This is a genomic window from Simiduia aestuariiviva, assembly GCF_014192475.1.
GTDB classification, from domain to species: Bacteria; Pseudomonadota; Gammaproteobacteria; order Pseudomonadales; family Cellvibrionaceae; genus Simiduia; species Simiduia aestuariiviva.
In genome coordinates this window covers 91,430-114,777 of record NZ_JACHXZ010000001.1, presented here as the reverse complement: position 1 = coordinate 114,777, position 23,348 = coordinate 91,430, and the positions used below count along the sequence as shown (strand labels likewise).

Genomic DNA, 23,348 nt, shown 5'->3' with positions numbered 1-23,348 from the left:
GCTATTTTCACAGCGCGCCCACAAGGCGCGCATCAGGACACAGGATTTACCATGACTTACTCTGTAAACGGTTTTACTGACTTTAAAGTGGCTGCCAAAGATCTGGCCCAATTTGAACAAGACGCCTCCTATGGCCGCCGTGAAATTGAAATCGCCGAGGGCGAAATGCCGGCGCTGATGGCGCTGCGTCGCAAATACCATAAAGCCCAGCCACTCAAGGGCGCGCGCATTATGGGCTGCATTCACATGACCATCCAGACCGCCGTGCTCATTGAAACGCTGGTGGACTTAGGTGCCGAAGTGCGCTGGTCATCGTGCAACATTTTCTCCACCCAAGATCACGCAGCCGCAGCCATAGCCGCAGCTGGCATTCCAGTGTTCGCTTGGAAAGGTGAAACCGAAGAAGAATTTTGGTGGTGCATTGAGCAAACCGTATTGGCTGAGAAAGACGGAAGCACCGTGTGGGATGCCAACATGATTCTGGACGACGGCGGCGACCTGACCCAGCTGTGCCACGAAAAATACCCCGCCATGTTAGACAAAATTCACGGCATCAGCGAAGAGACGACCACCGGCGTCCACCGCCTGCTGGAAATGATGGAAGAAGGTTCGCTGAAAGTGCCTGCCATCAACGTAAACGATGCGGTGACAAAATCCAAAAACGACAACAAATACGGTTGTCGCCACAGTTTGAACGATGCGATCAAGCGCGGCACCGACCACCTGCTAGCCGGTAAAAAAGCGCTGGTGATTGGCTACGGCGATGTGGGCAAGGGTTCTGCGGCATCGCTGCGCCAGGAAGGCATGATTGTTAAAGTGACCGAGATTGACCCCATTTGTGCCATGCAGGCCTGCATGGATGGATTTGAAGTGGTTTCGCCCTACCTAGACGGCATTAACACCGGTCGTTTGTCAGACATCGACACGCAACTCATGTCGAATACAGATTTAATTGTCACCACCACCGGCAACGTCAACGTGTGCGACAGCGCCATGCTGCAATCGCTTAAATCCAGCGCAGTGGTGTGCAACATCGGCCACTTCGATAACGAAATTGACACCGCATTCATGCGCAAAACCTGGCACTGGGAAGAAGTTAAGCCACAGGTTCACAAAATCTACCGCGCCGCCACAAAAGAGGCCGCCCACGGCGATCACCTGATTCTTTTGTCGGAGGGTCGTCTAGTGAACTTGGGCAACGCCACCGGTCACCCCTCGCGAATTATGGATGGCTCTTTCGCCAACCAAGTACTCGCACAAATGTATTTGTATGAGAAAAAATTCGCCGAGCTGTCCGCCTCCGATAAAGCACAAAATATCTACGTAAAAGTGTTGCCTAAAAAGCTGGATGAAGAAGTGGCCAAGGATATGGTGGAAGGTTTTGGCGGTGTCATCACCAAGCTCACCGACACCCAAGCCAAGTATATCGGCGTCAAAGTCGAAGGCCCCTATAAACCAGAAAGCTATAAATACTAAACAGAAAAGGCGGCAGGGGCCTGCCGCCATTTTCGAGTCACAGGAATTAACACCATGAGCGATGAACTTCGCATCAGCTTCGAATTTTTCCCACCAAAAACGCCAGAAGGCAAAAACAAACTCTATAAGGTGCGCGAAGAACTTCAGCAATTTAACCCGGACTTTTTCTCGGTCACTTACGGTGCCGGCGGCACCACCCGCGACACCACACGCGGTGTAGTGAAGTCATTAATTGAGCAGGGTATAGATGCCGCCCCCCACCTCTCCTTCGGGGGCGATGACGAAGAAACAGTTGCCAGCCTGTTAAGCGATTATCAGCAAATAGGCGTCAAGCGGATCGTGGCCCTGCGCGGCGATCTGCCCTCGGGCATGGGCGGTCACTCGCAGCTGGTGTACGCCAATGAATTAGTGGCCTTTATCCGCGATCGGTTCGGCGATCAATTTCACTTGGAGGTCGCGGCCTACCCAGAAGTGCATCCTGAAGCAAAAAGTTACAGTGACGACATCAAGTTCCTCAAAGGGAAATTTGATGCCGGCGCCAACAGCGCCATCACCCAATACTTTTTCAACCCAGACGCCTACTTCCACTTTATCGATCAATGCCAGCAAGCGGGCATAGACGCGCCGATTTACCCCGGCATTATGCCCATCATCAACTACCGAAATTTGGCGCGCTTTTCCGACAGCTGCGGGGCGGAAATTCCACGCTGGCTGCGCAAGCGGCTGGAAAGTTTTGGCGATGATGTGGAATCACTGCAGGCCTTTGGCGTGGATTTGGTTTCTGAACTCTGTGAAACCTTGCTAGAAAACGGCGCACCGGGCTTGCATTTCTACACCATGAATCAAACCCAACCCACCGCAAAAATTTTACGCAACTTAAATGGCGACGACTAACCCATGCGCATCCCACGCCTGTTTGTTGACCAACCCCTCGCGAGTGGACAGATCGTCGATTTAGATCCCGCTGCTAGCCGCTACCTGGGTAGCGTGTTGCGCATGGAGACCGGCCGACCACTGATTGTGTTTAACGGCCAGGGTGGTGAGTATCTCGCCACCATTCACACCGCCAGTAAAAAGCAGGTCAGCATTGGCGTTGGCAAGTTCAACCCCGAAAATCGTGAATCACCGCTGCATATAGCGCTGGGTATCGGTCTCTCCAAGGGCGACAGGTTTGATTTGGTGGTACAAAAAGCCACTGAGCTCGGTGTTAATCACATCACCCCGCTGCTCACCAGCCGCGCGGAAGTAAAGCTCAACAAGGAGCGTGCGGAAAAGAAACTCGCACACTGGCGACAAATCGCAATCTCGGCAAGCGAGCAATGCCAACGCAATATTCCACCCACAATAGCGGCACCCCAGAAGCTCCAGGAATGGCTAGATAATCGAACAGAAGACCTCAGGCTGGTATTGCACCACCGCAGCGATAGGCTCCTAGCGCAGCACCTCAAGCCCAGTTCTGTGGCGTTGGTTATCGGGCCGGAGGGCGGCCTTGATGACGACGAGATTCAATTAGCGCTTAAGGTTGATTTTAAACAATTGACGCTGGGGCCCAGGGTGTTTCGAACGGAAACCGCGCCAATGGTGGCACTGAGTTTACTGCAGTACCAGTGGGGAGATTTTTAGTTACTCAACTAAGCGCTAAACACCAGAGTATCTTTAGCTCAGCCAAGACAAGGCTCCGTAGCAGAGTATTGACACAACAACGTATAGGCCATTAACGCTTCTGGTGTCGTAACCATGCAAAACAGCCAGCATTGCCTGCCTCAGCAAAAATGTGTACATCACGTAATAGGTGATCGGCACCAAGTGCCTAGAAAATCCGTAATCGGAAAACTGTTTATCGAACACTGATAGAAAAAGTTCGATTTCTAGAAAAACACCCCAAATCCCAAGTGCAACATTTACCACGATCCAGCCAATAACATCTATGCCAAATAGCGCGCGATAAAAAATAAGGTACCCGTAAATAGCAAAACCTTGAAATAAATACAACTCAATAACGCTGTCGGTCCAATAGGCGAAGTAGACACCTAGCGAACCAAATACCAACATGTGAAGCAGAAAAAAGCCGTAGACAATCTTAGGGTGGTTTGCCAACAGCTCGGGGCCCGTCAATCTGGACATGAGGTTTCCCGCGATGCAGCATTAACAGCGCATCTTGCCGGTAAAAATTTGTCGGGGAACGGACTAGATTTTTCCGCCATTGCGGCGAAAGTCTAGAATCACTTGCTCCATGGCCGCCACATCGGGAATGGCGCAAATTTCACCTTCGAGATCGACGCGAATACGCTCGAAAGGTTTTAACGCCACATTGGTTACTTCGTGAATGGAGGCCTCTTGCACGCGACTCAAGCGGGGAATACCGTACGTAGGCACCGCAAAAAATGGCAGGTCTTCACTGACACCGGTATTGTTAAATACGGCAAAACGGGATTTTTGACCGACATCACCCACCGCTTCTCCGCGCAACACTTCCAGTGATACCACAGGCACAGATTGCTTGCGCCATTCAATAGTGCCCAACAGCCAATCGGGGCTATCTTGTACCGGCGCGGGCCGATGGTAGGACACTATCTCGGCAATGGAGACCGTAGGTGCCAACATAAAATGCTCGCTCATGGGCAATATGAGACTTGGGATATCCAATGCACGTTGTTCGAGCGCTGCTTTTGCTTTCATATGCCTACCTAGTTTGTCATCGCGTGACCCACTAACACACTCTGTGGGACTCGGGCGCACTGCACCCTTGAATCATTTGTTGGGCCCATTTTTCAACGAGCCAAGCGTTTTTCGTAAATCGCTACAGTTTACCGCGCCCGCACACAATACTGCCCTGGCGGTCGCCTATAAAACTGTCAATATTTGGCAGCAATGTGTGCCGCCAACTCTACTGCAATGGCCTGAGGGTCGCCCACGTAAGTGACCGTACCCGTAGCAACCGCTTCGTCGGGCATGCTAGATACCGTGCAAGAATTTGCCTCTTGAGCCCAAATTTTTCCGCCCTGCTGTTTCATCAATTTCAACGCAGCGCTGCCATCATTGCCCATGCCCGAAAATACAATGGCTCCCGATCGCTCGCCATAAACCGAGGCCACATTTGCTATCACTTGATTGATGGCCGGCTGATAGGGGCCGGGCCAGGCATCATTGTGTACAACTAAGGTCCCGTTGGTTTGCACTTCCGCGCGCTGATCGGGCCGCACGATTAGTACGCTGTTTGCAGCCAGTGGTGAACCATGTGCAGCAAGCACTGCAGGATAGGCCGAGCCCTTGCTAATCACCTGCGCCAGCGTGACATCAAAACCGCCGTTAATGTGCTGGGCATAGACAAATGCAATATCGAGGCCCTCAGGCAAGGCCTGCAAAAATGCTTTTACCGCAGCGGGGCCGCCGGTCGAAGCCGCCAACACCCAAACCTCTTTGGGCTTTAACGGCTGAGGGCCCAAATTTATGACGCCGGCCAACTGTTGTAGCTTTATGCTCAACCGGCGCTGCCAGCCGTCTCGGGATTGGGCAGCGCCTTCTTCAAAAATTACCGGCACATCTAAATCGGCAAGCCACTGTGAAAACGCATCGTTCTCAATTGCAGTATCAGCCACAATCAACCAAGCATCTGCCTCTACCTCGGGCAAGGAGCCCATTTGCTGGCCACTGACAGTGGCCGCCAAACAGCATCCGTTTTGAGTGATTAACGCTTGATAATGTGAAATTTGCGCTGCGTCTTCCAGCATCAAACCCACGCGTAATAACTCACTCAAAATCCATCATCCTTGATTGCAATCACATTATTCCTGGTCTTCACCGCTCAACTCTCGGATGTTGGCCAACAGTGCATCCTCTTGGTAGGGCTTACCCATGTACTTATTCACGCCTAGGCCAAATGCTCGCTCGCGGTGCTTGTCACCGGTTCTAGACGTAATCATGATGATAGGAATGCCTTTCAACCGGCTGCTAGAGCGAATATTTTTCGCCACTTCGAAGCCGTCCATGCGAGGCATTTCGATATCCAACAACATCACATCTGGAATCGTATCTTGCAAAACACGCAAGGCATCGGCGCCATCTTTTGCGGTAATAACGTTATAGCCTTCGCGCTCCAGGAAGCGCGTGGTGACTTTACGCACGGTAACCGAGTCATCCACAACCATGACTAGGCGCGAGGTATCTTCTTCAACCTGTGCACTTGGCGCATCCAAAAGTTGCGCCTGGCCCAAGCTTAACAACGCCGCTTCCTTACGAATCATGGCGTGCAGGTCAAGGATCACTACCACTGAGCCGTCACCCATAACCGTGGCGCCCGACAAGCCTTGCACGGCACTGAATTGTTGCCCCAGAGTTTTAACCACAATTTCGCGGCTACCCATCAAGGTATCGACTTGTAACGCCACGGCGTGTTCTGAACTGCGCACCAATATGACCGGCAGAGGCAAGGCATGGCCCTCGAGCTTCGGCCGCAAATCCCGGTTCAACATATTGCCCAAATAACGCACGCGGTAGTTTTCACCGGCGTATTCGAAACGGGCATCAGCGTCCTGGTAGTAGTGCTCTAATTCGAAGGGGCTGACGCGCACAATACCTTCAATGGTATTCAATGGAATGGCGTAGCGATCCTCTCCAATCATCACCATCAAGGCGCGGTTAACGGATACCGTAAACGGCAGCCGGATAATAAACTCTGTGCCCTCGCCGTAGCGAGAGTCGATAAACATGGCGCCACCCAGCTGCTTGATCTCTGAATGCACCACGTCCATGCCTACACCGCGGCCTGAAATCTGGGTAACCTTTTCAGCCGTTGAAAAGCCGGCCGACAAGATAAACTGCATGATTTCTTGATCAGATAAGCGTGCATCGGCAGCCATTAGACCGCGCTCAATGGCCTTGGCCTTAACGCGCTCTAAATTAATTCCGCGGCCATCGTCCACTAGACGCAAAACCACATCGCCACCTTCGCGACCTAGGCTCAAACCAATTGTGCCTTCGGCAGGTTTGCCGGCTGCGAGGCGAGTTTCGGCATCTTCGATCCCGTGGTCCACGGCGTTGCGCAGCATGTGCTCCAGCGGCGCAACCATACGCTCCAACACCGAGCGATCCATTTCGCCTTCGGCGTTGTCCAGCTCAAAATTGACTTGGCGATTTAATTCACCTGAAACCTGACGCACGATACGACGCAAACGCGGCACCAACCGTGAGAAGGGCACCATGCGCGAGCGCATCAAGCCTTCCTGTAGATCGGTGTTAATGCGCGACTGCTGCAACAACAAGGTTTCCGCATCGCGGGTCTTGTCGTTCAAGGTGCTCTTGAGGTCGAGCAAATCCGAGGCAGATTCTATGAGTGAGCGGGACAATTGCTGCAGTTGCGAATAGCGATCCATTTCCAGCGGATCGAAGTCCTCTGCATCACCCAATTGCTCTTGACGGAAAATAACCTGCGCTTCCGTTTCAATATCGAGGCGGCGCAACTGTTCCTGCAAGCGATTAATGGTGGCTTCCATCTCATCGATGGCAAAACCGATTTCACTTACCTGCTCTTCCATGCGCCCACGGGAGATAGAGGTTTCACCGGCGAGGTTAACCAGCTCCTCCATTAAATCTGCAGAAATCTTTACCACTTCCTGCGGCTGATTGCGCTTGACCGCTAACTGCGCGGCTGGGCGGGCCGGCCCCTTATCGGCAATGGTTTTGCCCGCAACGGAGGGCGCTGGTGCACGCGGATTAAACGGGATGACGTCAGCCGAGGTATAGGATTTCTCCGCGGGCGCGGCGGGAGCAGCGGGCTTTGACACAGCGGCGGGCCGCTCGGGCTCTGCCGCTGACGGTTCGTTTGCCGCCTCAGATGTCGATTCCGGTGAAATCTCCGTCGCGTCGTTTTCTGCAGCTGCCTCACCATCGACCGCCTGCAAACCGGCTTGAGCGGATTGCTCAATGGCGCGCATTGCTTCAGCGAGGCCTTCCGGTTCGTAGCTGCTCACTGCTTGACGAACTTTTTCAGTGCCGTTCAATAAAAGATCTTGGTAGCGATGCATCACCTCAAACAGGCTATCGTCTACCGCCACCCGATCATTTTCACGATTGATCAAGTAGGTTTCAAAGTCGTGCGAAATGTCACCAAGGCCCTTGAGTCCTGCCAAGCGTGCGCCACCCTTGAGGGTGTGCAAAATACGCTTGAGCTCTTCGAGGTGCGCGCCATCATTCCAATCGTCAGACCAGCCGTTAATGGCGTGATCCACTTCTTCCAGCAATTCGTCGGCTTCTTCCAAGAAGATTTCAAAAATCTCTGGGTCAATTTCCTCTGCCGCAATCGCCTCAGGTTCTTCAGCAATAACGGGGGCAGCGGGGGCCTCAGCAACTGGTTCAGAAACAGGGGCTTCGGCTTCGGCTTCGGCTTCGGCTTCGGCTTCGGCTTCGGCTTCGGCTTCGGCTTCGGCTTCGGCTTCAAAAGTTTCTTGCTCGGCGAAATTTTCGTCGAGATCTATCGACGCTAAATCGTCATCCGCTGCACTGGGTGATTGCGAGCTATCTTCAACGACAAATGCATCATCTTCGTCGTCGTCACGGGCAACCTCTGTGACGTCCGGCAGGGTCAATTCAACGTCCTGCTCCAACTCATCCACGTCTTGTACAACATCCGGCGTAGGCTGAGGTTCGGCATCGGCAACTTCAAAGTCCGCTTCAGCTTCGGGCAAGGTAAATAAAATATCTTCGGCAGATTCAGGCGGCTGTTCATCCGCCGGTTCCACGCCTTCCGCTTCAAAGGGCGCAAGTGCAACCAGCGCAGCCATGACGTCATCGGCCACGGGGAGTATATTTTGCCCAGCTGCGACGGCGTCTACCATGTCTAACAGCGATTCATGCCCGCGGTGTAGCGTTGTGTATCCGGCATCATCCAATGTGAGCTGACCATCTCGCATGGTTTCGTAAACAACCTTTAGCTGCCCACTTAAACCACTCATCTGCACCAGGTTAGCGTGCTCGGCACCCTTCTCTAGATTGGCTAGCTCCGAGTGCAATGCACTTAACTGGCTTTGATCGATGTCCGATTTCTGCCACTGGCTTAACATGTCGTCGGCATCAAGCAGGAGGTTCATTTCCTCTGCCATGAAAATGGACAACAACTCGGGGTCTACTTTCTTTTTGCCCTGGGCCTCAGCCTCTTGCTGACGAATCAGCGGCGCAACTGAACGCTCTTTTAACTCCGCTACACGAGCAACAAATTGCTGTAATCGTGGAATTTCGACGGTGCGTCCGGCTTCGATATCAGCCAGCGCTTCACGGGTATAAGTCACCGCATCGCGCAGCAATTGCAAAATATCTTCGTCGATGTTGACCTGATATGAACGCAACTCTTTGACAAAACGTTCCAGAGGCGTAGCCATTTCAGCAATGGGCACAACGTCCGCCATGTGCGCGCTACCCTTGAGTGTGTGCAGAGCGCGCTGCATGGTTTCGCTCGGCGGCGTGTATAGCGGCGCCATTTCCTGCATTTCTTGAATAAACGATTCAAGTGCCTCTAAGTGCGTACTGGCTTCCGAACCAAAAATTTCCCAGAGCATGGTATCGGGTTCGGAATCGTCTTCTTCCGGCGCATCATCCGCATCAAGCGCACTGTGGTCTTCAGATTCAGCGCTCGATGCGCCTTCTACGCCAGCCAATAATTCTGCCGGAATATTGCCTTTCGATAGATCCTCTGCCCACGCTTGGTATTGATCGATCGTAGCCTTGTCAGGTATCGGCTGTTTATCTCGAAATGCATGGATCATAGAAGGCAACTTGCCAACGACCCGTTCGATCATATCTACGTGAATGCTATTGGGCTCAATGCTGCCGTCGATCACGCGATTCAGCATATTTTCGATTGACCACGCCAACTCACCAATGGCCATGGCCTTCACCATGCGCCCAGAGCCTTTCAATGTGTGAAATGCTCGACGGAATTCCGTGAGCGATTCCTCGTCATTGAAATCCTCTTTCCACCGGGGAAAGAATTCATTGATGGTCTCGGTAACTTCTTCAGCCTCTTCGATGAAAATCTCGAGAATTTCTTCGTCGATTTCTTCCTCTGGCTCTTCCTCTGCGACAGGTTCCGGCGCGGCTTCTGGCGCACTGGCAGGCGCAACTTCAGCCTCAACCGGCGGGTCTTCATTGGCAGCGTTATCGTCTGCGTCAGCGGTGGGCACTACTGAGGACACATCGCCGTCGAGGTTTTCGCTGAGCGACTCAAGCTCACTGGCATCTTCAACAACGTCCGACGTTGTTTCTTGCTCCGGCTCCTGCTCTGCCGCCGCTAGGTCGTCGGCCTGGACGGGTTCTGCTGCCCGATCCTGAACATCCGCTTCGGCGTTGTCGGGCACCGGAACATTCATGTCGACATCTTCAACGTCGACCATTTTCTTCAGTACCGACTCGGCATCAGAGCGAATCTCCGCGCCAGTTTTTGGTCTGCTGCTGGCAACGGCGTAGCCCAGCGCTTCCACGCTTTCTTCCGCGACACTCAGCAGGAGATCATCCTCCTCTTCCATGTCGCCACCGAGTCGCTCGAGGTAGTACTCCACGCTGGTAATAGCGTCCGCTAAAATATCAAGCGTGGACCACTCAGGGGGATGCTCAACACCGACCAATTTTTCTTCAACGAAACGCGCACAGGCCCCAATAATGCGCGCGGGTCTAGCCAGCGGCACCATATCCAAACCACCGCGAATTTCCCGCAGTAAATTCGGCACGTTGCCTAAATGTGATTGATCCCATTGGGACGCGATGTACTCAATAACCGCATCTTTGGCCTGCTCTAAGCCATTGCGACATTCGCGCAAAACTTGCTCTTGCGCTTCATTTAAATTGATATCTTGAACGGCACCCTTTCCATCGGAGGCACCCAGATTGCGGACTAAGCCCTGCAAACCGTTTTCGATGTCGATGATTTCGCCGGCAACACCCATGAGAACGTCGGCGGTAAGAGATTCTGGCGTTGCTTCAGCGTGCTCCAACACGGTTGCCTGAGCCAGCACCTGCTGACGCAAACTGCCTATGCCCAGCACTGCCATGGTGTCAGCAACACGCTGTAAAACCGGCAAGGCTTCGCGCACATGGGCACCGGAATCTTCGCCCGATAAACACATATCGAGCGCGTGCTTAACAATATCTAATTCATCACCGATTGCGGATACAACCGAGCGCATGGCTTCGCCGTCCGGCCCGGACAGTAAATCATCCTCGCCCAGATCTTCTACATTGTCTTTCGGTAGCGCCTCGGCCAGCCGGTAATTTTCTTTGAGTCGCGAAATGATCGGCGTAGACACTTCAGCGCGTGCTATGTAGTACAACAAGTTTTTTAACAACTCGTGTTGCGTACCCGCCTTCAGCGCTTTCAGCCCATACACGGCCAGCACTTTAATTTCGCGATCTAATTGACGCAGTAAATTTTTAACTGAAACGCTGGCTTCGATAGCATCGCTTTGCAACCCCTCAACCAAACCCAGCGCAATTTCCCAGAGCGGTTGACGCGGCGTCCCCTGCGTTAATTTGTGCAGCCGAGTAAAAACTTTTTGGAGGTATGCCAAACTTTCATCAGACTTAACACCGCGAATATAGCTTGCCGCAGCCACCTGAAACATCTGGCGAAGTTTCGTGACCATCTCTGCAAATTGCTTGGCATCTTGCGCAGCTGCAATGGGTTGGCCGGTTATTTTTTTCGCGGCCGACATGTCGGGGGTAAATAGCTGGGTTTCAGTCAGTAAACTTTGGCCGCGCACCGCGCGCAAGTCGTTTAAGAGTGGCAGCACCATGGCGGGCTGATCTTTACGACTGCTTTTTACGTGTTCGAGGTAAAGCGGTAGTTGCAAGATGGCGCGCATCAGCACCTCTTGCCCCTCGGGCTCATTTTTGACCGAGCCATTCATGAGCGCCTGGGCCAGCTGCTCCATCTCTTCGGCCATAAGTGCAGCGCCGTAGAACTCCACCATTTTTAAGGAGCCGTGTACCTGATGGATATGCGTCAGACAAAAGCGAATGCGCGTGGCATCCTTGGCGTTTTCCACATAGGCCTCGAGCGCCTGACGTGCTTCTTTCAGCGTTTCGCCAATTTCGCCAATGACCCAATCCAGGGCTGCAAAGTTACGGTTGTCTCCCAAGGGACCGTCCTCTTGTTATTTAGCTCTTGGCGGCGCCAGGAGCTGAGCGTTGATAGGCTTGAATTTCTTCACCGCCTACACGCTTCATTTTAGGGTGATTCCAATCGGTGATTTCGCCCAGTCCTACAATGAGAACGCCATTGGGCTTAAGTCGATCTACCAAATGATTCAAAATTTCTCGTCGCCGCCAACGGCGAAAATAAATCAGTACGTTTTGACAAAAAATCACATCCATGGGCACGGCTGGCATCTTGCCTAACTCCAGCACATTGCCGTGGGTGAAACACACCCGATCTCGTATTTTTTCAACCACCTGCAAATGCTGACCCGCGGGGCAAAAATAGCGCGCTCGCTCCTGCGGCGTTGCATGATCCACTTTGCGCGCGGGGTAGATTCCGGCGCGGGCCTTGTGCAGCGATGGCAAACTTATGTCGGTCGCCGTCACGCCAAAGTAAGGGTCGATAGCGGCCAATTCAAAACAATCGTTCACCGCCATGGCCAATGCATAAGGCTCTTCGCCAGTGGCGCAACCCACACTCCACACATCAAAGCTATCATCAAGCGCTTGGTTATCGATGCGCGATTGAACCAAGCGGCGAACATATTCGATGGACGGGCGATGGCGAAAAAAACTGGTTTCTTTTACCACCAATCGATCAACTAAGACCGACCACTCAACCATGCCCTGCAAACCTTCACGCACCTGATTCATGTAGGTGTTGTAGTCACCACACTCAAGTTCGCGCATGCGGCCTGCAATTTGGGTTTGCAAGAAGACACGCTGATGCGGGGCAATTTGTATGCCCGTACGATCTTCCAGCAGTTTGCTCCACTGCTGGAATTCGGTATCCGTTAGTTCGGGCAGCGCCCGTAACGACCACACCACGCTACGGCTACTCGCTTATCAGGCTCGATTCGGCTCATCTTCGTCTTCTAGACTACTGAGTTCAGCATTGAACTCACCATCTAGATCGAAGCTAACCTCTTCCTCGAGTTCTTCTATGCCGTCGCCCATGTCTTCAACGGTGTCATCCAGTGTCAGCGTGTCTTCACCGTAATTATCGTCCAGCTCTTCTGGCAGCTTGAAGCCCGCTACCGACTCCCGCAGATCGAGGGCCATTTCGGCCAGCGTACCAATCGATTGTGCGGTAGCCGATGTACCCGCGGAGGTTTGCGAGGTAATTTCTTGAATCACGTTCATCGTATTCGAGATGTGACCGGCCGATGAGGCCTGCTGACGTGCAGCGTTCGAAATGTTTTGAATCAATTCTGCAAGTGAGGACGATACGTTTTCAATTTCTTCCAGTGCCACACCCGCATCCTGTGCAAGGCGAGCTCCACGTACCACTTCGGCCGTGGTTTGTTCCATCGAGATTACCGCCTCGTTGGTATCGTTCTGAATCGTTTTAACCAGCGCCTCAATCTGCTTAGTTGCCGCCGCAGAACGTTCCGCAAGACGCTGTACCTCATCCGCTACCACCGCAAAGCCTCGACCTGCGTCACCGGCCATCGAGGCCTGAATCGCAGCGTTAAGTGCAAGAATGTTGGTTTGGTCAGCAATGTCGTTAATCAACGATACGATGTCACCAATTTCCTGTGACGATTCACCCAATCGCTTAATACGCTTCGAGGTGTCTTGAATCTGTTCGCGAATGGTATCCATCCCGTGGATGGTGTTCTGTACCACTTTTGCACCATTGCTCGCGATCGATACCGATCGCTCCGCAACCGCGGCCGATTCGGCGGCGTTGGCAGATACCTGGTCAATGGTCACGGCCATCTCATTTACCGCGGCCGATGCACCGGCAATTTCTTGCGCCTGGTGCTCAGAGGCCTCGGCCAGATGCAGTGCAGTTTGCTGGGTTTCCTGAGCGGCCGACGATACGTTCACAGCCGTTTCGTTGATTCGAGAAACCAACACCCTCAATTGGTCGATGGTGAAGTTAATGGAGTCAGCGATCGCACCCGTGAAGTCTTCGGTTACCGTCGCGGTGGTGGTCAGGTCACCGTCGGCGAGGTCAGCCAGTTCATCAAGCAGTCGCAAAATTGCGTTCTGGTTTCGCTCGTTGGTTTCTTCCTCAACCAGCAGTCGCTGGCGAGTGCCCTGGGCCCATTGGGCACCAATTAATACAATGGCCAACAAACCGATGGCACCGAGCACGGCGATGGTCAAGTTGTTGGGCTGGCGATTGCCGGCATTTTCCACAATCTTGTCTGACAGCGTGGTCAGGGCCTCGAGCAAGCGAGGTGAGTCATCCAAGATTTGGTTGGTGGCCTGACGGGCTTTAAACAGCGCAGGCGACGCTTCAAAGATTTCGCGGATGGAGCTGTTCACGAATTCGAACAGCTCAGAAATTTCGTTCAAGCTGCTCACAGCTTCAGGCTCAGTAACCCGTGAGATGCTCATGGCGAGGTCGCCACCTTTCATGCCCGACAGTACCTTACCGAACAAGTTTGCATCGAGGTTGAACTGGTCTGCCGCCTGGTCGGCATCGCCACCACCGCGCAACATTTTATCCACGTTTCGCCCGATACGCTCCGCACGCCAGGACTGCATCTGCGCAACCGACACTTGGTCGGCGGGAGCGCCGCTCTCCAGCAGGATTTCAACAATGTTGTTGTGTTCTGCCTGCAGTTCAGGCAGCGATTCATTCAGCGTGATCGCTACATCGTTTAGAAAGATAATGGTGTCTTTGTTGGTCACAATGCTGTTGGCATTGTTCTTCACGTTTTGGAAGATGGCATCGAAGCCCGCAAATTCTTCCGCCAGCGCGGTGCGCGTATCGATGTCGGAAGCGCGCAAACGTCCCCAAAGGCTGTCCATCTCGGCGATCACCTTCGCCAATTCGGGGAAGGCCTCCTCGTTGCCGGACGTCGATTCACGAGCCAGCGACGTCACCCGGAAAGACAGGGCTCGCAATTCAGCGGTAAGCTGCAGATAGCCTTGATCTTTGGCGGTGTTTTGTTGCACCAAGTAAAAGCTCACACCCATCAGCACCAGCACTACCAACAGTGCGGCTGCCAAAGCTGCCATCACTGGGTTGCCGCGCATGGATGCGACCAGGCCTCTTGTTTCGTTCTTCATGCTACGCTCCTGACCAACGTTGCGTGTTACTTAAAATAAAGCGGAAATTCCGCCCTGAAATAAAACGGCTCAATCTTCGGCCGCATTGGTAAATCTGGGTTCACCTGCGAGGCTCGCGGGGCTGAATACGTTCCACTGGTTTTCACCCTGGCGGTATGCACCACTTACAAAGGGCGCCACGGACTTAGGCAGCTCGCTGTTATCGTCGCTAAAGGTATCCACCGGAAAGTGCTGCATGCCAAAGACTTGATCCACAATTAACCCTGAATAGAGTTCATCGCGATCAAGGATTAACACCCTGCGCTGTTTGCGGTGACTGGAAATTTTGGAGCCAAAAAAGGCCGCCAGGTCGAACAGTGGCAGCAACCGGCCGCGCACATTTGCCACGCCCCGCACCCAAGGCTGAACGCCGGGTAGTCGGGTGTAGGGAGGGACTTCCAGCATTTCGCTGATTTCGTCCATGGGCGCCACAAAACGACGCCCCATCAAAGAAAAACCAATGCCGCTCCAATGTGGCTTGATAGCCACCTGAGCAGGTAGACCGCGAGCAAAGTGCTTACTGCGCCCAGCCAGCTCAAGCAGCGCTTGGAAAGCTTTTGATTCGTTCGCCTGTGGCTCCGTCATGCGTTCCCCGTACTATTGTTCGCCCCCATGGCTAGGCCATGGCGTCAGCGATGGCCTGCACCAAAGTTTTCTCGCTGATGGGCTTGGTCAGGTAGGCCTTGGCCCCCTGGCGCATGCCCCACACGCGATCAGTCTCTTGATCTTTGGTGGTCACAATGATGACGGGGATGTGCGCCGTTTCGGACGCCTTGCTCAGTTGGCGCGTCGCCTGAAAGCCGTTCAGGCCTGGCATCACGATATCCATCAGCACCAAGTCGGGTATTTCTTTCTTGGCGACAGCAACACCCTGCTCGCCGTTTTCAGCGGTGATGACCTCGTGGCCATTCTTTTCAAGAATGCTGGTAAGTTTGTAAGTTTCAGTGGGTGAATCGTCAACGATTAGCACTTTTGCCATAAGTCCCCCGGGAACATCTGTTTTTGTTATGACGGTCTGAGCCAATCAGGCCGACCTAAAGGTTACGAAGCTTTTGCCTGCCCTACGTGGGTTTGGATAGCACCCAGCAGTTCAGTCTTAGAGAAGGGCTTGGTCAAATATTGATCCGAGCCAACAATTCGGCCTTTCGCCTTGTCGAACAAACCATCTTTACTCGAGAGCATGATGACCGGTGTCGACTTGAATTCGCTGTTGTTTTTGATCAATGCACAGGTCTGATAACCGTCGAGGCGCGGCATCATGATATCTACGAAGATGATATCCGGCCGCGTATCGGCAATTTTCGCCAGTGCATCAAAACCGTCAGTGGCGGTAATCACCGTACAGCCGGCCTTGTTAAGGAGGGTTTCTGCAGTGCGACGAATGGTTTTACTATCGTCGATCACCATCACTTTCAGGCTTTCCAGATTGACGTCCATAATGAGCTATTGCCTTTCGCTTTATTTTTTACCTCGACCAGGCCGGGTCAATGGCGGATGATCGCCCAATCAGCATAGCAGCCGCGGATAGACAGCGGCAGCTGAGCCTGGAATTGCGGCGAAGACTACGCCGACTGGATGTTTTAACACAGTTGTTAAGGTTTCGCTATAAGCGACTGAATAAAATGGGAATTTACCATATCCGTGAGCCCGACTATAGCCCTCGACAGCCGATGGCGCTATCCTCACCGGCAAGTGAATATTGGTGCGCCGGTATGCCGCGCACCCACCCAGATTTCCCCAGAGGTAAGCCATGACCTACCGCGTCGGCATCGTGATGGACCCCATCCACAGCTTCAACCCCAAAAAAGACACCACATTGGTGCTCATGCAGGCCGCGCAAGCTCGGGGCTGGCAAGTACTGGCTTTTGAGCAGGGCGACCTCTGGCTGGATCAGGGCCGAGCCATGGGTGAGGGGCGCGCGGTACAGGTAGCTGACGATGCCCACCTCGGCCGAACCGACTGGTATCAGCTGGGTGAGCCGGAAGTCATGGCCCTGGGCACCCTCGATGCCCTGCTGATGCGCAAAGACCCGCCCTTCGACAGCGAGTATGTCTACAGCACCTACATCCTAGAGGCCGCACAGCGCGAGGGCTCGCTCATCGTCAACGATCCGCAGAGCCTGCGCGACTGCAATGAAAAAGTATTCGCCACGCAATTTCCGGCGTGCTGCCCGCCCGTTCTCGTGTCCCGAAACAACGGGCGCCTGCGCGCATTTCACCAACACCACCAAGACGTCATCTTTAAACCCCTAGACGGCATGGGCGGCAGCGGCATTTTCCGCGCGAAGGCCGACGATCCGAATGTGGGCGTCATCCTCGAAACACTGACCCGGCACGGCCAAGAAACCATCATGGCCCAGCGCTACCTGCCCGAAATCAAAGACGGCGATAAGCGCATCTTGGTGATCGACGGGAAGCCTGTTGACTACAGCCTCGCCCGCGTACCCAGCCAGGGCGAGACCCGCGGCAATCTCGCCGTCGGCGGCACCGGTCGCCCACAGCCGCTGTCTGAGCGCGACCGCTGGATAGTGGCGCAAGTGGCCCCTACGCTGGTGGCGAAGGGGCTGTTGTTTGTGGGCTTAGATGTCATCGGCGACTACCTCACCGAAATCAATGTCACCAGCCCCACCTGCGCCCGCGAGATCAATACGGCCTACCAAACTGACATTGGCGGCCTGTTGATGGACGCCATAGCCCTGCGGCTCGAGGCGCGCTAACCCATGGCCACCGGCTCCCTGCTGCAAACGCCCAACGATAGCCAGGGCGACCGCCTGACCTTTACGCTGTTCGTCGCGCTGGCTATTCACGCGCTCATTTTGTTTGGCCTAACGTTTAAAGTGGACGACGGCAGCGGCAAACTGCCGACGCTGGAAATTACCTTGGCCAACCACAAAAGCGCCAAAGAGCCGGACAAAGCCGACTTTCTGGCGCAACAGAACCAAGAGGGCAGTGGCACCATCGAGGAGGCCAAGGCCCAGACAACCGATCAGTCGGCAGAGTTTTTTGCGCCGGTGATCAACGACGTCAACCCCACGCCCCAGCAGCGCCAGATTAAGCCCAGCGAGCGACGCGACGAACAACTGGTAACCACCACCAGCGCCAGCACCCACAGTGCCAGCCTCCGCTTAGATCAGCCCACCCCCGAGCAGGAGGAGCGCCAGGGCGAGAATCAAGAGCGCCCCAATAGCCACGACGAAATTGCCTCGCTCATGGCCCAAATCGATCGCCAGCGCCAGCAATATGCCAAGCGGCCGCGCATTCGCCACCTCACTTCGGTGGCCACAAAAAGCTCTGCCGAGGCGGCCTACCTACTCAAATGGACCGACAAGGTCGAGTACGTTGGCAACCGCAACTTTCCTCAGGAGGCCTTAAAGCAGGAAATCTTCGGCGCTGTGACGCTGGCGGTGCGCGTGCGCCCCGATGGCAGGCTCGACCAAGTAGAGATCACCCACCCATCGGGCTACAGCCTGCTCGACGATGCTGCGCTCAACATTATTCGCGACAGCTCACCCTTCGCGCCCGTACCCCACGAGGTCTTGCAAAATCACACCCACCTCGAGATTGTGCGCACTCTGCGCTTTGAGATTACCGGTTTAAGCTCCGGCGAGGCCGGCCCACAAGCCTCCCGCTAATAGTCTTAGACCTTGTTTTTCCCACGCCAAACCCCATACTGAATCGTATGAAGAAGTTGAATGATCCACCCCGTACCGAGCTCACAGCCGGCTCCCTCAAGGGCCAGTTTTTGGTATCTATGCCCAGCCTGCGCGACCCGCACTTCAATCACTCGATTACCTTGATCTGCGATCACAGTGCCGATGGCGCCATGGGCTTGGTGCTCAACCACCCGCTGGGCGACATCACACTGGGCGACATTTTTGAGCAAATGGGCCTCGAAACCGACCCCGAAACGGGCAAGCTGCCCATTTTCGCCGGTGGCCCAGTGCAGCAAGAGCGCGGATTTGTGGTGCATCCCGCATCCCAGCGCTGGGAATCCACCGTCGATGTGTCACCGGCGGTCGCACTCACCGCCTCGCGCGATATTTTGGAGTCAATGGCAGCCGGCCAAGGCCCTATGAATGCCATTGTGGCCCTGGGCTATGCCGGCTGGGAAGGCGGCCAACTGGAAGACGAGATAGCCAACAACGCATGGATAACCCTGCCGGGCGACACCGAGCTGTTATTTGATACCCCCGCAGAACAACGCTGGTCGGCGGCGGCAAAATTACTCGGTTTTGATTTGAATTTGATATCCAGTCATGCTGGCCACGCCTAACACCCAGCCAACGAGCCCTCCGTGACCCAAAGTCTACTCGCCTTCGATTTCGGCACCCGCAACATCGGCTTGGCCTTCGGCCAAACCCTCACCCAAACCGCCCGCGAATTGCCCGCCATCAAGGCGCGCGACGGCGTGCCCGAGTGGGCGGCCATCGAAGCGTTATTGAAAGAGTGGCAGCCAGACCTGCTCTTGGTGGGGTTGCCGCTGAACATGGACGACACCGAATCAGAATTGGCCGCGCGGGCGCGCAAGTTCGGCAACCGGTTGCACGGCCGCTTCGGTTTGCCGGTGGTCATGTGGGATGAGCGATTGAGCACCCGAGAGGCAAAACAAGAGGCCCGCGAGCGGGGCCACAAGGGCCACTATAAAAGTGACCCCATTGACTCCATCGCCGCGCGCTTAATTCTCGAAAGCTGGCTGAGTTCGCAGGCCAGCGCTTAAGCTGGCATTGTCACACTCAGAACAACTTGTTGCCTGAGTTCTCGTCTTTTTGAATGGTCAACTCGTCTGCAGCGTTGCTTAAATAATCGGCATCGGTTTCCGAACCTAGCTTGATCAACAGGCGCAAATCGTTGGGCGAGTCGGCGTAAGACAAGGCATCTTCGTAGGTGATTTCGCCGCGATCGTACAAATCGTAGAGCGCCTGATCGAAGGTTTGCATGCCCAGCTCGGTGGATTTTTTCATGAGCGGCTTTAGCTCATGCACCGCACCTTTGCGAATTAAATCCTGCGCCAATGGCGTATTGAGCAACACTTCCAAACAGGCGCGACGACCGGTGCCGTCCGGCGTGGGAATGAGCTGCTGTGCGATGATGCCGCGCAGATTCAGCGCCAAATCCATCCACAACTGGGAGTGGCGATCGGCGGGGAAGAAATGAATAATGCGATCCAATGCCTGGTTCGCATTGTTGGCGTGCAGGGTACACAAACACAGGTGACCGGTTTCGGCAAACGCGATGGCGTGTTCCATCGTTTCGCGCGAGCGCACCTCGCCAATCAAAATGACATCAGGCGCCTGTCGCAAGGTATTTTTGAGTGCCACTTCAAACGAATCCGTATCAATGCCCACCTCGCGCTGGGTGACAATGCAGCCCTGATGCTGGTGAATAAATTCGATGGGGTCTTCAATGGTAATGATGTGGCCTTTGGAATTTCGGTTGCGATGACCAATCATGGACGCCAGCGATGTCGATTTACCGGTGCCCGTTGCCCCCACAAACATAATCAGCCCGCGCTTGGTCATGGCCAGCTCTTTGATGATTTCTGGCAGTCCGAGGTCATCTACTTTCGGAATATTAGTTTCAATCCTACGCAGCACCATACCCGCTAAATTGCGCTGATAAAAAGCACTGCAGCGGAAGCGACCAATGCCGCGCGCAGATATCGCAAAATTTAATTCTTTGTTCTCTATAAATTCCGTGCGCTGTTTTTCATTCATCACCGACAGCACCACTTCGCGGGACTTTTCCGGTGACAGCGGTGTGGTGGTGACCGGCACCACTTTGCCGTGCAGCTTCATTGACGGCGGCACGCCCGCGGTAATAAATAAATCCGACGCGCCCTTTTCCACCATCAGGCTCAATAAACGATCAAAATCCACAGCCTGATCCCCTTAAAAGTTTTCTGGAATTTTTGCTTTTTCTCGGGCCACTTCGCGCGTGATGACGCGCCGCGCCACCATGTCTGCCAAGCATTGGTCCATGGTCTGCATACCCACGGAGGCGCCGGTTTGAATAGCCGAATACATTTGCGCCACTTTATCCTCGCGAATAAGGTTTCGGATCGCCGGCGTGCCGCGCATAATTTCGTGGGCCGCCACTCGGCCACCGCCGTTTTTCTTCAACAAGGTTTGCGAAATCACCGCCTGCAGCGACTCCGACAACATGGAGCGCACCATGGCTTTTTCAGCCGCGGGAAATACGTCGATGATCCGGTCGATGGTTTTGGCCGCCGATTGGGTATGCAGTGTGCCAAACACCAAGTGACCCGTTTCGGCTGCCTCAAGCGCTAACTTGATGGTTTCCAAGTCACGCATCTCACCCACCAGAATGATATCGGGATCTTCACGCAAGGCAGAACGCAACGCCGCCGAAAATCCGTGCGTATCGCGGTGCACTTCCCGCTGGTTAATCAAACACTTTTTACTCTCATGCACGAATTCGATGGGATCTTCGATAGTGAGAATATGTTGGTATTTATTGTCGTTAATGTAATCCACCATGGCCGCCAAGGTGGTGGATTTACCGGAACCCGTTGGCCCCGTCACCAAGCAAATACCCCGTGGCGTGTTGCAGATATCGCGAAAGCCCTGCCCCATGCCCAGCTCTTCCATGGTCAGTACTTTTGACGGAATGGTACGGAACACGGCGCCGGCACCGCGGTTTTGGTTGAAGGCGTTCACACGAAAGCGCGCGACCCCAGGCACCTCAAAGGAGAAATCCGTTTCCAGAAATTCCTCATAGTCTTTGCGCTGTCGGTCATTCATGATTTCATAGATAAGCCCGTGCACCTGCTTGTGCTGCATGGGCGGCAAATTGATGCGGCGCACATCGCCGTCCACGCGTATCATGGGTGGCAGTCCAGAGGACAGGTGTAAATCCGAGGCGCCTTGTTTTGCGCTAAAGGCGAGAAGTTCCGTAATATCCATACGTCAACCTTATTTTCAATGTATTGCAGAGCACGCAAACTTACCGATCACTGCGCAACTACTAATAAAATCGTGAGTTAATTAATCGCGTTTTCCGATCAACGCTTTACCATTTCAGAATATGCACATGATTGCCGACAAACTAATGCAGGTCGAGGCCCGTTTGCAACAGGCAAGCCAAACCTCGCACCGCAGCCGTGACGAAATCGCCCTATTGGCGGTCAGCAAAACCCAGCCCGCCGAGCGCCTGCGTGCGGCCTTCGACGCCGGCCAACACCGCTTTGGTGAAAACTACCTGCAAGAGGCGCTGGACAAACAGCGCGCACTGGCTGATTTAGCCATTGAGTGGCACTTTATCGGCCCCATTCAATCCAATAAAACCCGGCCCTTGGCCGAGTCGTTCCAATGGATACACAGTGTAGACCGGTTAAAGATTGCGCGGCGGCTGAGTGAACAGCGCCCCGCCGAGCAGCCCCCCATCAATATCTGCCTGCAGGTCAATATCGATGCCGAGCCCAGTAAAGCCGGTGTCGACGTCGCCGCACTGCCCGAGCTGGCGCACGCGGTGGCGGCACTGCCAAACCTTCGCCTCCGCGGCTTGATGGCCATACCTGCACCGCGCACAGACCCCACCGCGCAGCGCCAGGCCTTTGCCCGAGTGCGCGCGCTGCTAGAACAGTTAAATCGCGAGGGCCTAGCCCTAGATACCCTATCCATGGGCATGTCCGGCGATTTAGCAGCGGCGGTGGCCGAAGGTGCCACCATTGTGCGCGTCGGCACGGACATTTTTGGCGCGCGCGCCCAATCGACAATGAACGGCGGCCAGACTGGAAATTCCTAGGTCTGCCCCCACCATTAGAGAAACATTCAACACAGGAAGCCCCATGAGTTATCGCATCGGATTTATCGGCGCCGGCAACATGAGCGCCGCCATTTTGGGCGGCATGGTTAAGCAGGGCGTCGCGCCCGACCGCATTATTGCCAGCAACCGCAGCACCCCCAAGCTCGAGGCCCTCGCCGGCGAGTTCGGTATTCAAACCACCACCGATAACCACCAAGCCGCCGGTGCCGACGTAGTCGTCTTGTCCGTCAAGCCGCAGATGATGAAGGACGTGTGCCTCGACCTCGCGCCCCACCTCGACCACAAGCCCACCATCGTCACCGTGGCCGCCGGCATACCCATGGCCAGCTACGAGCAATGGCTGGGCCGCGATCACGCCATCGTGCGCTGCATGCCCAACACCCCCTCACTCGTGGGCAAGGGCGCCAGCGGGCTGTTTGCCAACGCGCAAGTGACCGACGCACAGCGCCAGCGCGTTGAGTCTATGATGCAGGCCGTCGGCATTACCGCATGGGTCGAGCAAGAAGCCCTCATCGACGCGGTCATCGCCGTGGCGGGCTCTGCGCCAGCCTACTTTTTCCTCATGATGGAGGCGATGATCGACCAGGGTGAAGCCATGGGCTTAGACCGCGCCACGGCGCGCGCGCTCACACTGCAAACTGCCGCCGGCGCTGCCGAGTTAGCGGCCACTGCCGATGTGCCCGTGGACGAGCTGCGCCGCCGCGTCATGTCGCCCGGCGGCACCACCGAGCAAGCGGTATTTTCCTTTGAGGCAGACGACATTCGCGCTATTGTGGCCCGCGCAATGACCCGCTGCGCCAACCGCGCCGCGGAAATGGCTCAAGAAATGGGGAACTAATG

20 protein-coding genes are annotated in these 23,348 nt (G+C 54.7%); 9 read left to right on the top strand and 11 right to left on the bottom strand.

Annotated features, from left to right (window positions below; all coding sequences use genetic code 11):
• The first annotated feature begins 51 nt into the window (after window positions 1–51).
• The 3 genes from ahcY to FHS30_RS00510 are packed head-to-tail and all read left to right on the top strand — an operon-like array spanning window position 52 to window position 3,099.
• Window positions 52–1,476 carry an adenosylhomocysteinase gene (ahcY, locus tag FHS30_RS00520; protein ID WP_183907276.1) on the top strand — a complete coding sequence of 475 codons (1,425 nt, stop codon included), beginning with the start codon at window positions 52–54 and terminating at the stop codon, window positions 1,474–1,476.
• Between the two features lie 54 nt (window positions 1,477–1,530).
• On the top strand, window positions 1,531–2,370 hold the full coding sequence (gene metF, locus FHS30_RS00515) for a methylenetetrahydrofolate reductase [NAD(P)H] (protein WP_183907275.1): 840 nt from the start codon (window positions 1,531–1,533) through the stop codon (window positions 2,368–2,370).
• A gap of 3 nt (window positions 2,371–2,373) precedes the next feature.
• The gene (locus tag FHS30_RS00510) at window positions 2,374–3,099 is read left to right on the top strand and encodes a 16S rRNA (uracil(1498)-N(3))-methyltransferase (protein WP_183907274.1); all 726 of its coding nucleotides are present in this window, start codon (window positions 2,374–2,376) and stop codon (window positions 3,097–3,099) included.
• 33 nt (window positions 3,100–3,132) lie between these two features.
• On the opposite strand, the gene FHS30_RS00505 is transcribed toward FHS30_RS00510, so the two are convergent.
• From FHS30_RS00505 to pilG, 9 genes are all read right to left on the bottom strand, one after another.
• A complete protein-coding gene (locus FHS30_RS00505) occupies window positions 3,133–3,600 on the bottom strand; it encodes a hypothetical protein (protein ID WP_183907273.1) in 468 nt (155 codons plus the stop codon).
• Between the two features lie 63 nt (window positions 3,601–3,663).
• Complete coding sequence (locus FHS30_RS00500) at window positions 3,664–4,155, bottom strand: chemotaxis protein CheW (RefSeq protein WP_183907272.1); 492 nt, start codon at window positions 4,153–4,155, stop codon at window positions 3,664–3,666.
• A gap of 176 nt (window positions 4,156–4,331) precedes the next feature.
• Window positions 4,332–5,234 (bottom strand): chemotaxis protein CheB, encoded by a 903-nt coding sequence (locus FHS30_RS00495; protein WP_183907271.1) that lies wholly within the window; start codon window positions 5,232–5,234, stop codon window positions 4,332–4,334.
• 27 nt (window positions 5,235–5,261) lie between these two features.
• Complete coding sequence (locus tag FHS30_RS00490) at window positions 5,262–11,600, bottom strand: hybrid sensor histidine kinase/response regulator (RefSeq protein WP_183907270.1); 6,339 nt, start codon at window positions 11,598–11,600, stop codon at window positions 5,262–5,264.
• A 19-nt stretch (window positions 11,601–11,619) separates the two neighbouring features.
• Window positions 11,620–12,486: a CheR family methyltransferase gene (locus FHS30_RS00485; RefSeq protein WP_183907269.1), complete on the bottom strand. Its 867-nt coding sequence runs from the start codon at window positions 12,484–12,486 to the stop codon at window positions 11,620–11,622.
• Between the two features lie 18 nt (window positions 12,487–12,504).
• Window positions 12,505–14,685, bottom strand: coding sequence for a methyl-accepting chemotaxis protein (locus FHS30_RS00480; protein WP_183907268.1), 2,181 nt, complete (start codon window positions 14,683–14,685; stop codon window positions 12,505–12,507).
• A gap of 69 nt (window positions 14,686–14,754) precedes the next feature.
• A complete protein-coding gene (locus FHS30_RS00475; protein ID WP_183907267.1) occupies window positions 14,755–15,309 on the bottom strand; it encodes a chemotaxis protein CheW in 555 nt (184 codons plus the stop codon).
• Between the two features lie 31 nt (window positions 15,310–15,340).
• On the bottom strand, window positions 15,341–15,703 hold the full coding sequence (pilH, locus tag FHS30_RS00470) for a twitching motility response regulator PilH (protein ID WP_183907266.1): 363 nt from the start codon (window positions 15,701–15,703) through the stop codon (window positions 15,341–15,343).
• Window positions 15,704–15,765: 62 nt separating this feature from the next.
• Window positions 15,766–16,161, bottom strand: coding sequence for a twitching motility response regulator PilG (gene pilG / locus FHS30_RS00465; protein ID WP_183907265.1), 396 nt, complete (start codon window positions 16,159–16,161; stop codon window positions 15,766–15,768).
• 313 nt (window positions 16,162–16,474) lie between these two features.
• Between pilG and gshB the strand changes: the two genes are divergently transcribed.
• From gshB to ruvX, 4 genes are read left to right on the top strand one after another with little or no spacing between them, the layout of a single operon-like run.
• On the top strand, window positions 16,475–17,440 hold the full coding sequence (gene gshB, locus FHS30_RS00460) for a glutathione synthase (protein WP_183907264.1): 966 nt from the start codon (window positions 16,475–16,477) through the stop codon (window positions 17,438–17,440).
• A gap of 3 nt (window positions 17,441–17,443) precedes the next feature.
• Entirely contained in the window at window positions 17,444–18,355 is a 912-nt protein-coding gene (locus FHS30_RS00455) for an energy transducer TonB (protein WP_183907263.1), read from the top strand.
• A gap of 47 nt (window positions 18,356–18,402) precedes the next feature.
• The gene (locus FHS30_RS00450) at window positions 18,403–18,996 is read left to right on the top strand and encodes a YqgE/AlgH family protein (RefSeq protein WP_183907262.1); all 594 of its coding nucleotides are present in this window, start codon (window positions 18,403–18,405) and stop codon (window positions 18,994–18,996) included.
• Window positions 18,997–19,017: 21 nt separating this feature from the next.
• Window positions 19,018–19,440: a Holliday junction resolvase RuvX gene (ruvX, locus tag FHS30_RS00445; RefSeq protein WP_183907261.1), complete on the top strand. Its 423-nt coding sequence runs from the start codon at window positions 19,018–19,020 to the stop codon at window positions 19,438–19,440.
• A 16-nt stretch (window positions 19,441–19,456) separates the two neighbouring features.
• On the opposite strand, the gene FHS30_RS00440 is transcribed toward ruvX, so the two are convergent.
• Together FHS30_RS00440 and FHS30_RS00435 are read right to left on the bottom strand one after the other, a co-directional pair.
• The gene (locus FHS30_RS00440; RefSeq protein WP_183907260.1) at window positions 19,457–20,599 is read right to left on the bottom strand and encodes a PilT/PilU family type 4a pilus ATPase; all 1,143 of its coding nucleotides are present in this window, start codon (window positions 20,597–20,599) and stop codon (window positions 19,457–19,459) included.
• A gap of 12 nt (window positions 20,600–20,611) precedes the next feature.
• On the bottom strand, window positions 20,612–21,646 hold the full coding sequence (locus tag FHS30_RS00435; protein WP_183907259.1) for a type IV pilus twitching motility protein PilT: 1,035 nt from the start codon (window positions 21,644–21,646) through the stop codon (window positions 20,612–20,614).
• Window positions 21,647–21,767: 121 nt separating this feature from the next.
• On the opposite strand from FHS30_RS00435, the gene FHS30_RS00430 reads away from it, so the two are divergent.
• On the top strand, window positions 21,768–22,487 hold the full coding sequence (locus FHS30_RS00430; protein WP_183907258.1) for a YggS family pyridoxal phosphate-dependent enzyme: 720 nt from the start codon (window positions 21,768–21,770) through the stop codon (window positions 22,485–22,487).
• A 43-nt stretch (window positions 22,488–22,530) separates the two neighbouring features.
• On the top strand, window positions 22,531–23,346 hold the full coding sequence (gene proC, locus FHS30_RS00425; protein ID WP_183907257.1) for a pyrroline-5-carboxylate reductase: 816 nt from the start codon (window positions 22,531–22,533) through the stop codon (window positions 23,344–23,346).
• The last annotated feature ends 2 nt before the right edge of the window (window positions 23,347–23,348 follow it).

Bases quoted from the DNA above. Each gene is read 5' to 3' on its own strand.
- ahcY (WP_183907276.1), top strand. From the start codon at position 52: ATGACTTACTCTGTAAACGGTTTTACTGACTTTAAAGTGGCTGCCAAA.
- metF (WP_183907275.1), top strand. From the start codon at position 1,531: ATGAGCGATGAACTTCGCATCAGCTTCGAATTTTTCCCACCAAAAACG.
- FHS30_RS00510 (WP_183907274.1), top strand. From the start codon at position 2,374: ATGCGCATCCCACGCCTGTTTGTTGACCAACCCCTCGCGAGTGGACAG.
- FHS30_RS00505 (WP_183907273.1), bottom strand. From the start codon at position 3,600: ATGTCCAGATTGACGGGCCCCGAGCTGTTGGCAAACCACCCTAAGATT.
- FHS30_RS00500 (WP_183907272.1), bottom strand. From the start codon at position 4,155: ATGAAAGCAAAAGCAGCGCTCGAACAACGTGCATTGGATATCCCAAGT.
- FHS30_RS00480 (WP_183907268.1), bottom strand. From the start codon at position 14,685: ATGAAGAACGAAACAAGAGGCCTGGTCGCATCCATGCGCGGCAACCCA.
- FHS30_RS00475 (WP_183907267.1), bottom strand. From the start codon at position 15,309: ATGACGGAGCCACAGGCGAACGAATCAAAAGCTTTCCAAGCGCTGCTT.
- pilH (WP_183907266.1), bottom strand. From the start codon at position 15,703: ATGGCAAAAGTGCTAATCGTTGACGATTCACCCACTGAAACTTACAAA.
- pilG (WP_183907265.1), bottom strand. From the start codon at position 16,161: ATGGACGTCAATCTGGAAAGCCTGAAAGTGATGGTGATCGACGATAGT.
- gshB (WP_183907264.1), top strand. From the start codon at position 16,475: ATGACCTACCGCGTCGGCATCGTGATGGACCCCATCCACAGCTTCAAC.
- FHS30_RS00455 (WP_183907263.1), top strand. From the start codon at position 17,444: ATGGCCACCGGCTCCCTGCTGCAAACGCCCAACGATAGCCAGGGCGAC.
- FHS30_RS00450 (WP_183907262.1), top strand. From the start codon at position 18,403: ATGAAGAAGTTGAATGATCCACCCCGTACCGAGCTCACAGCCGGCTCC.
- FHS30_RS00435 (WP_183907259.1), bottom strand. From the start codon at position 21,646: ATGGATATTACGGAACTTCTCGCCTTTAGCGCAAAACAAGGCGCCTCG.
- FHS30_RS00430 (WP_183907258.1), top strand. From the start codon at position 21,768: ATGCACATGATTGCCGACAAACTAATGCAGGTCGAGGCCCGTTTGCAA.
- proC (WP_183907257.1), top strand. From the start codon at position 22,531: ATGAGTTATCGCATCGGATTTATCGGCGCCGGCAACATGAGCGCCGCC.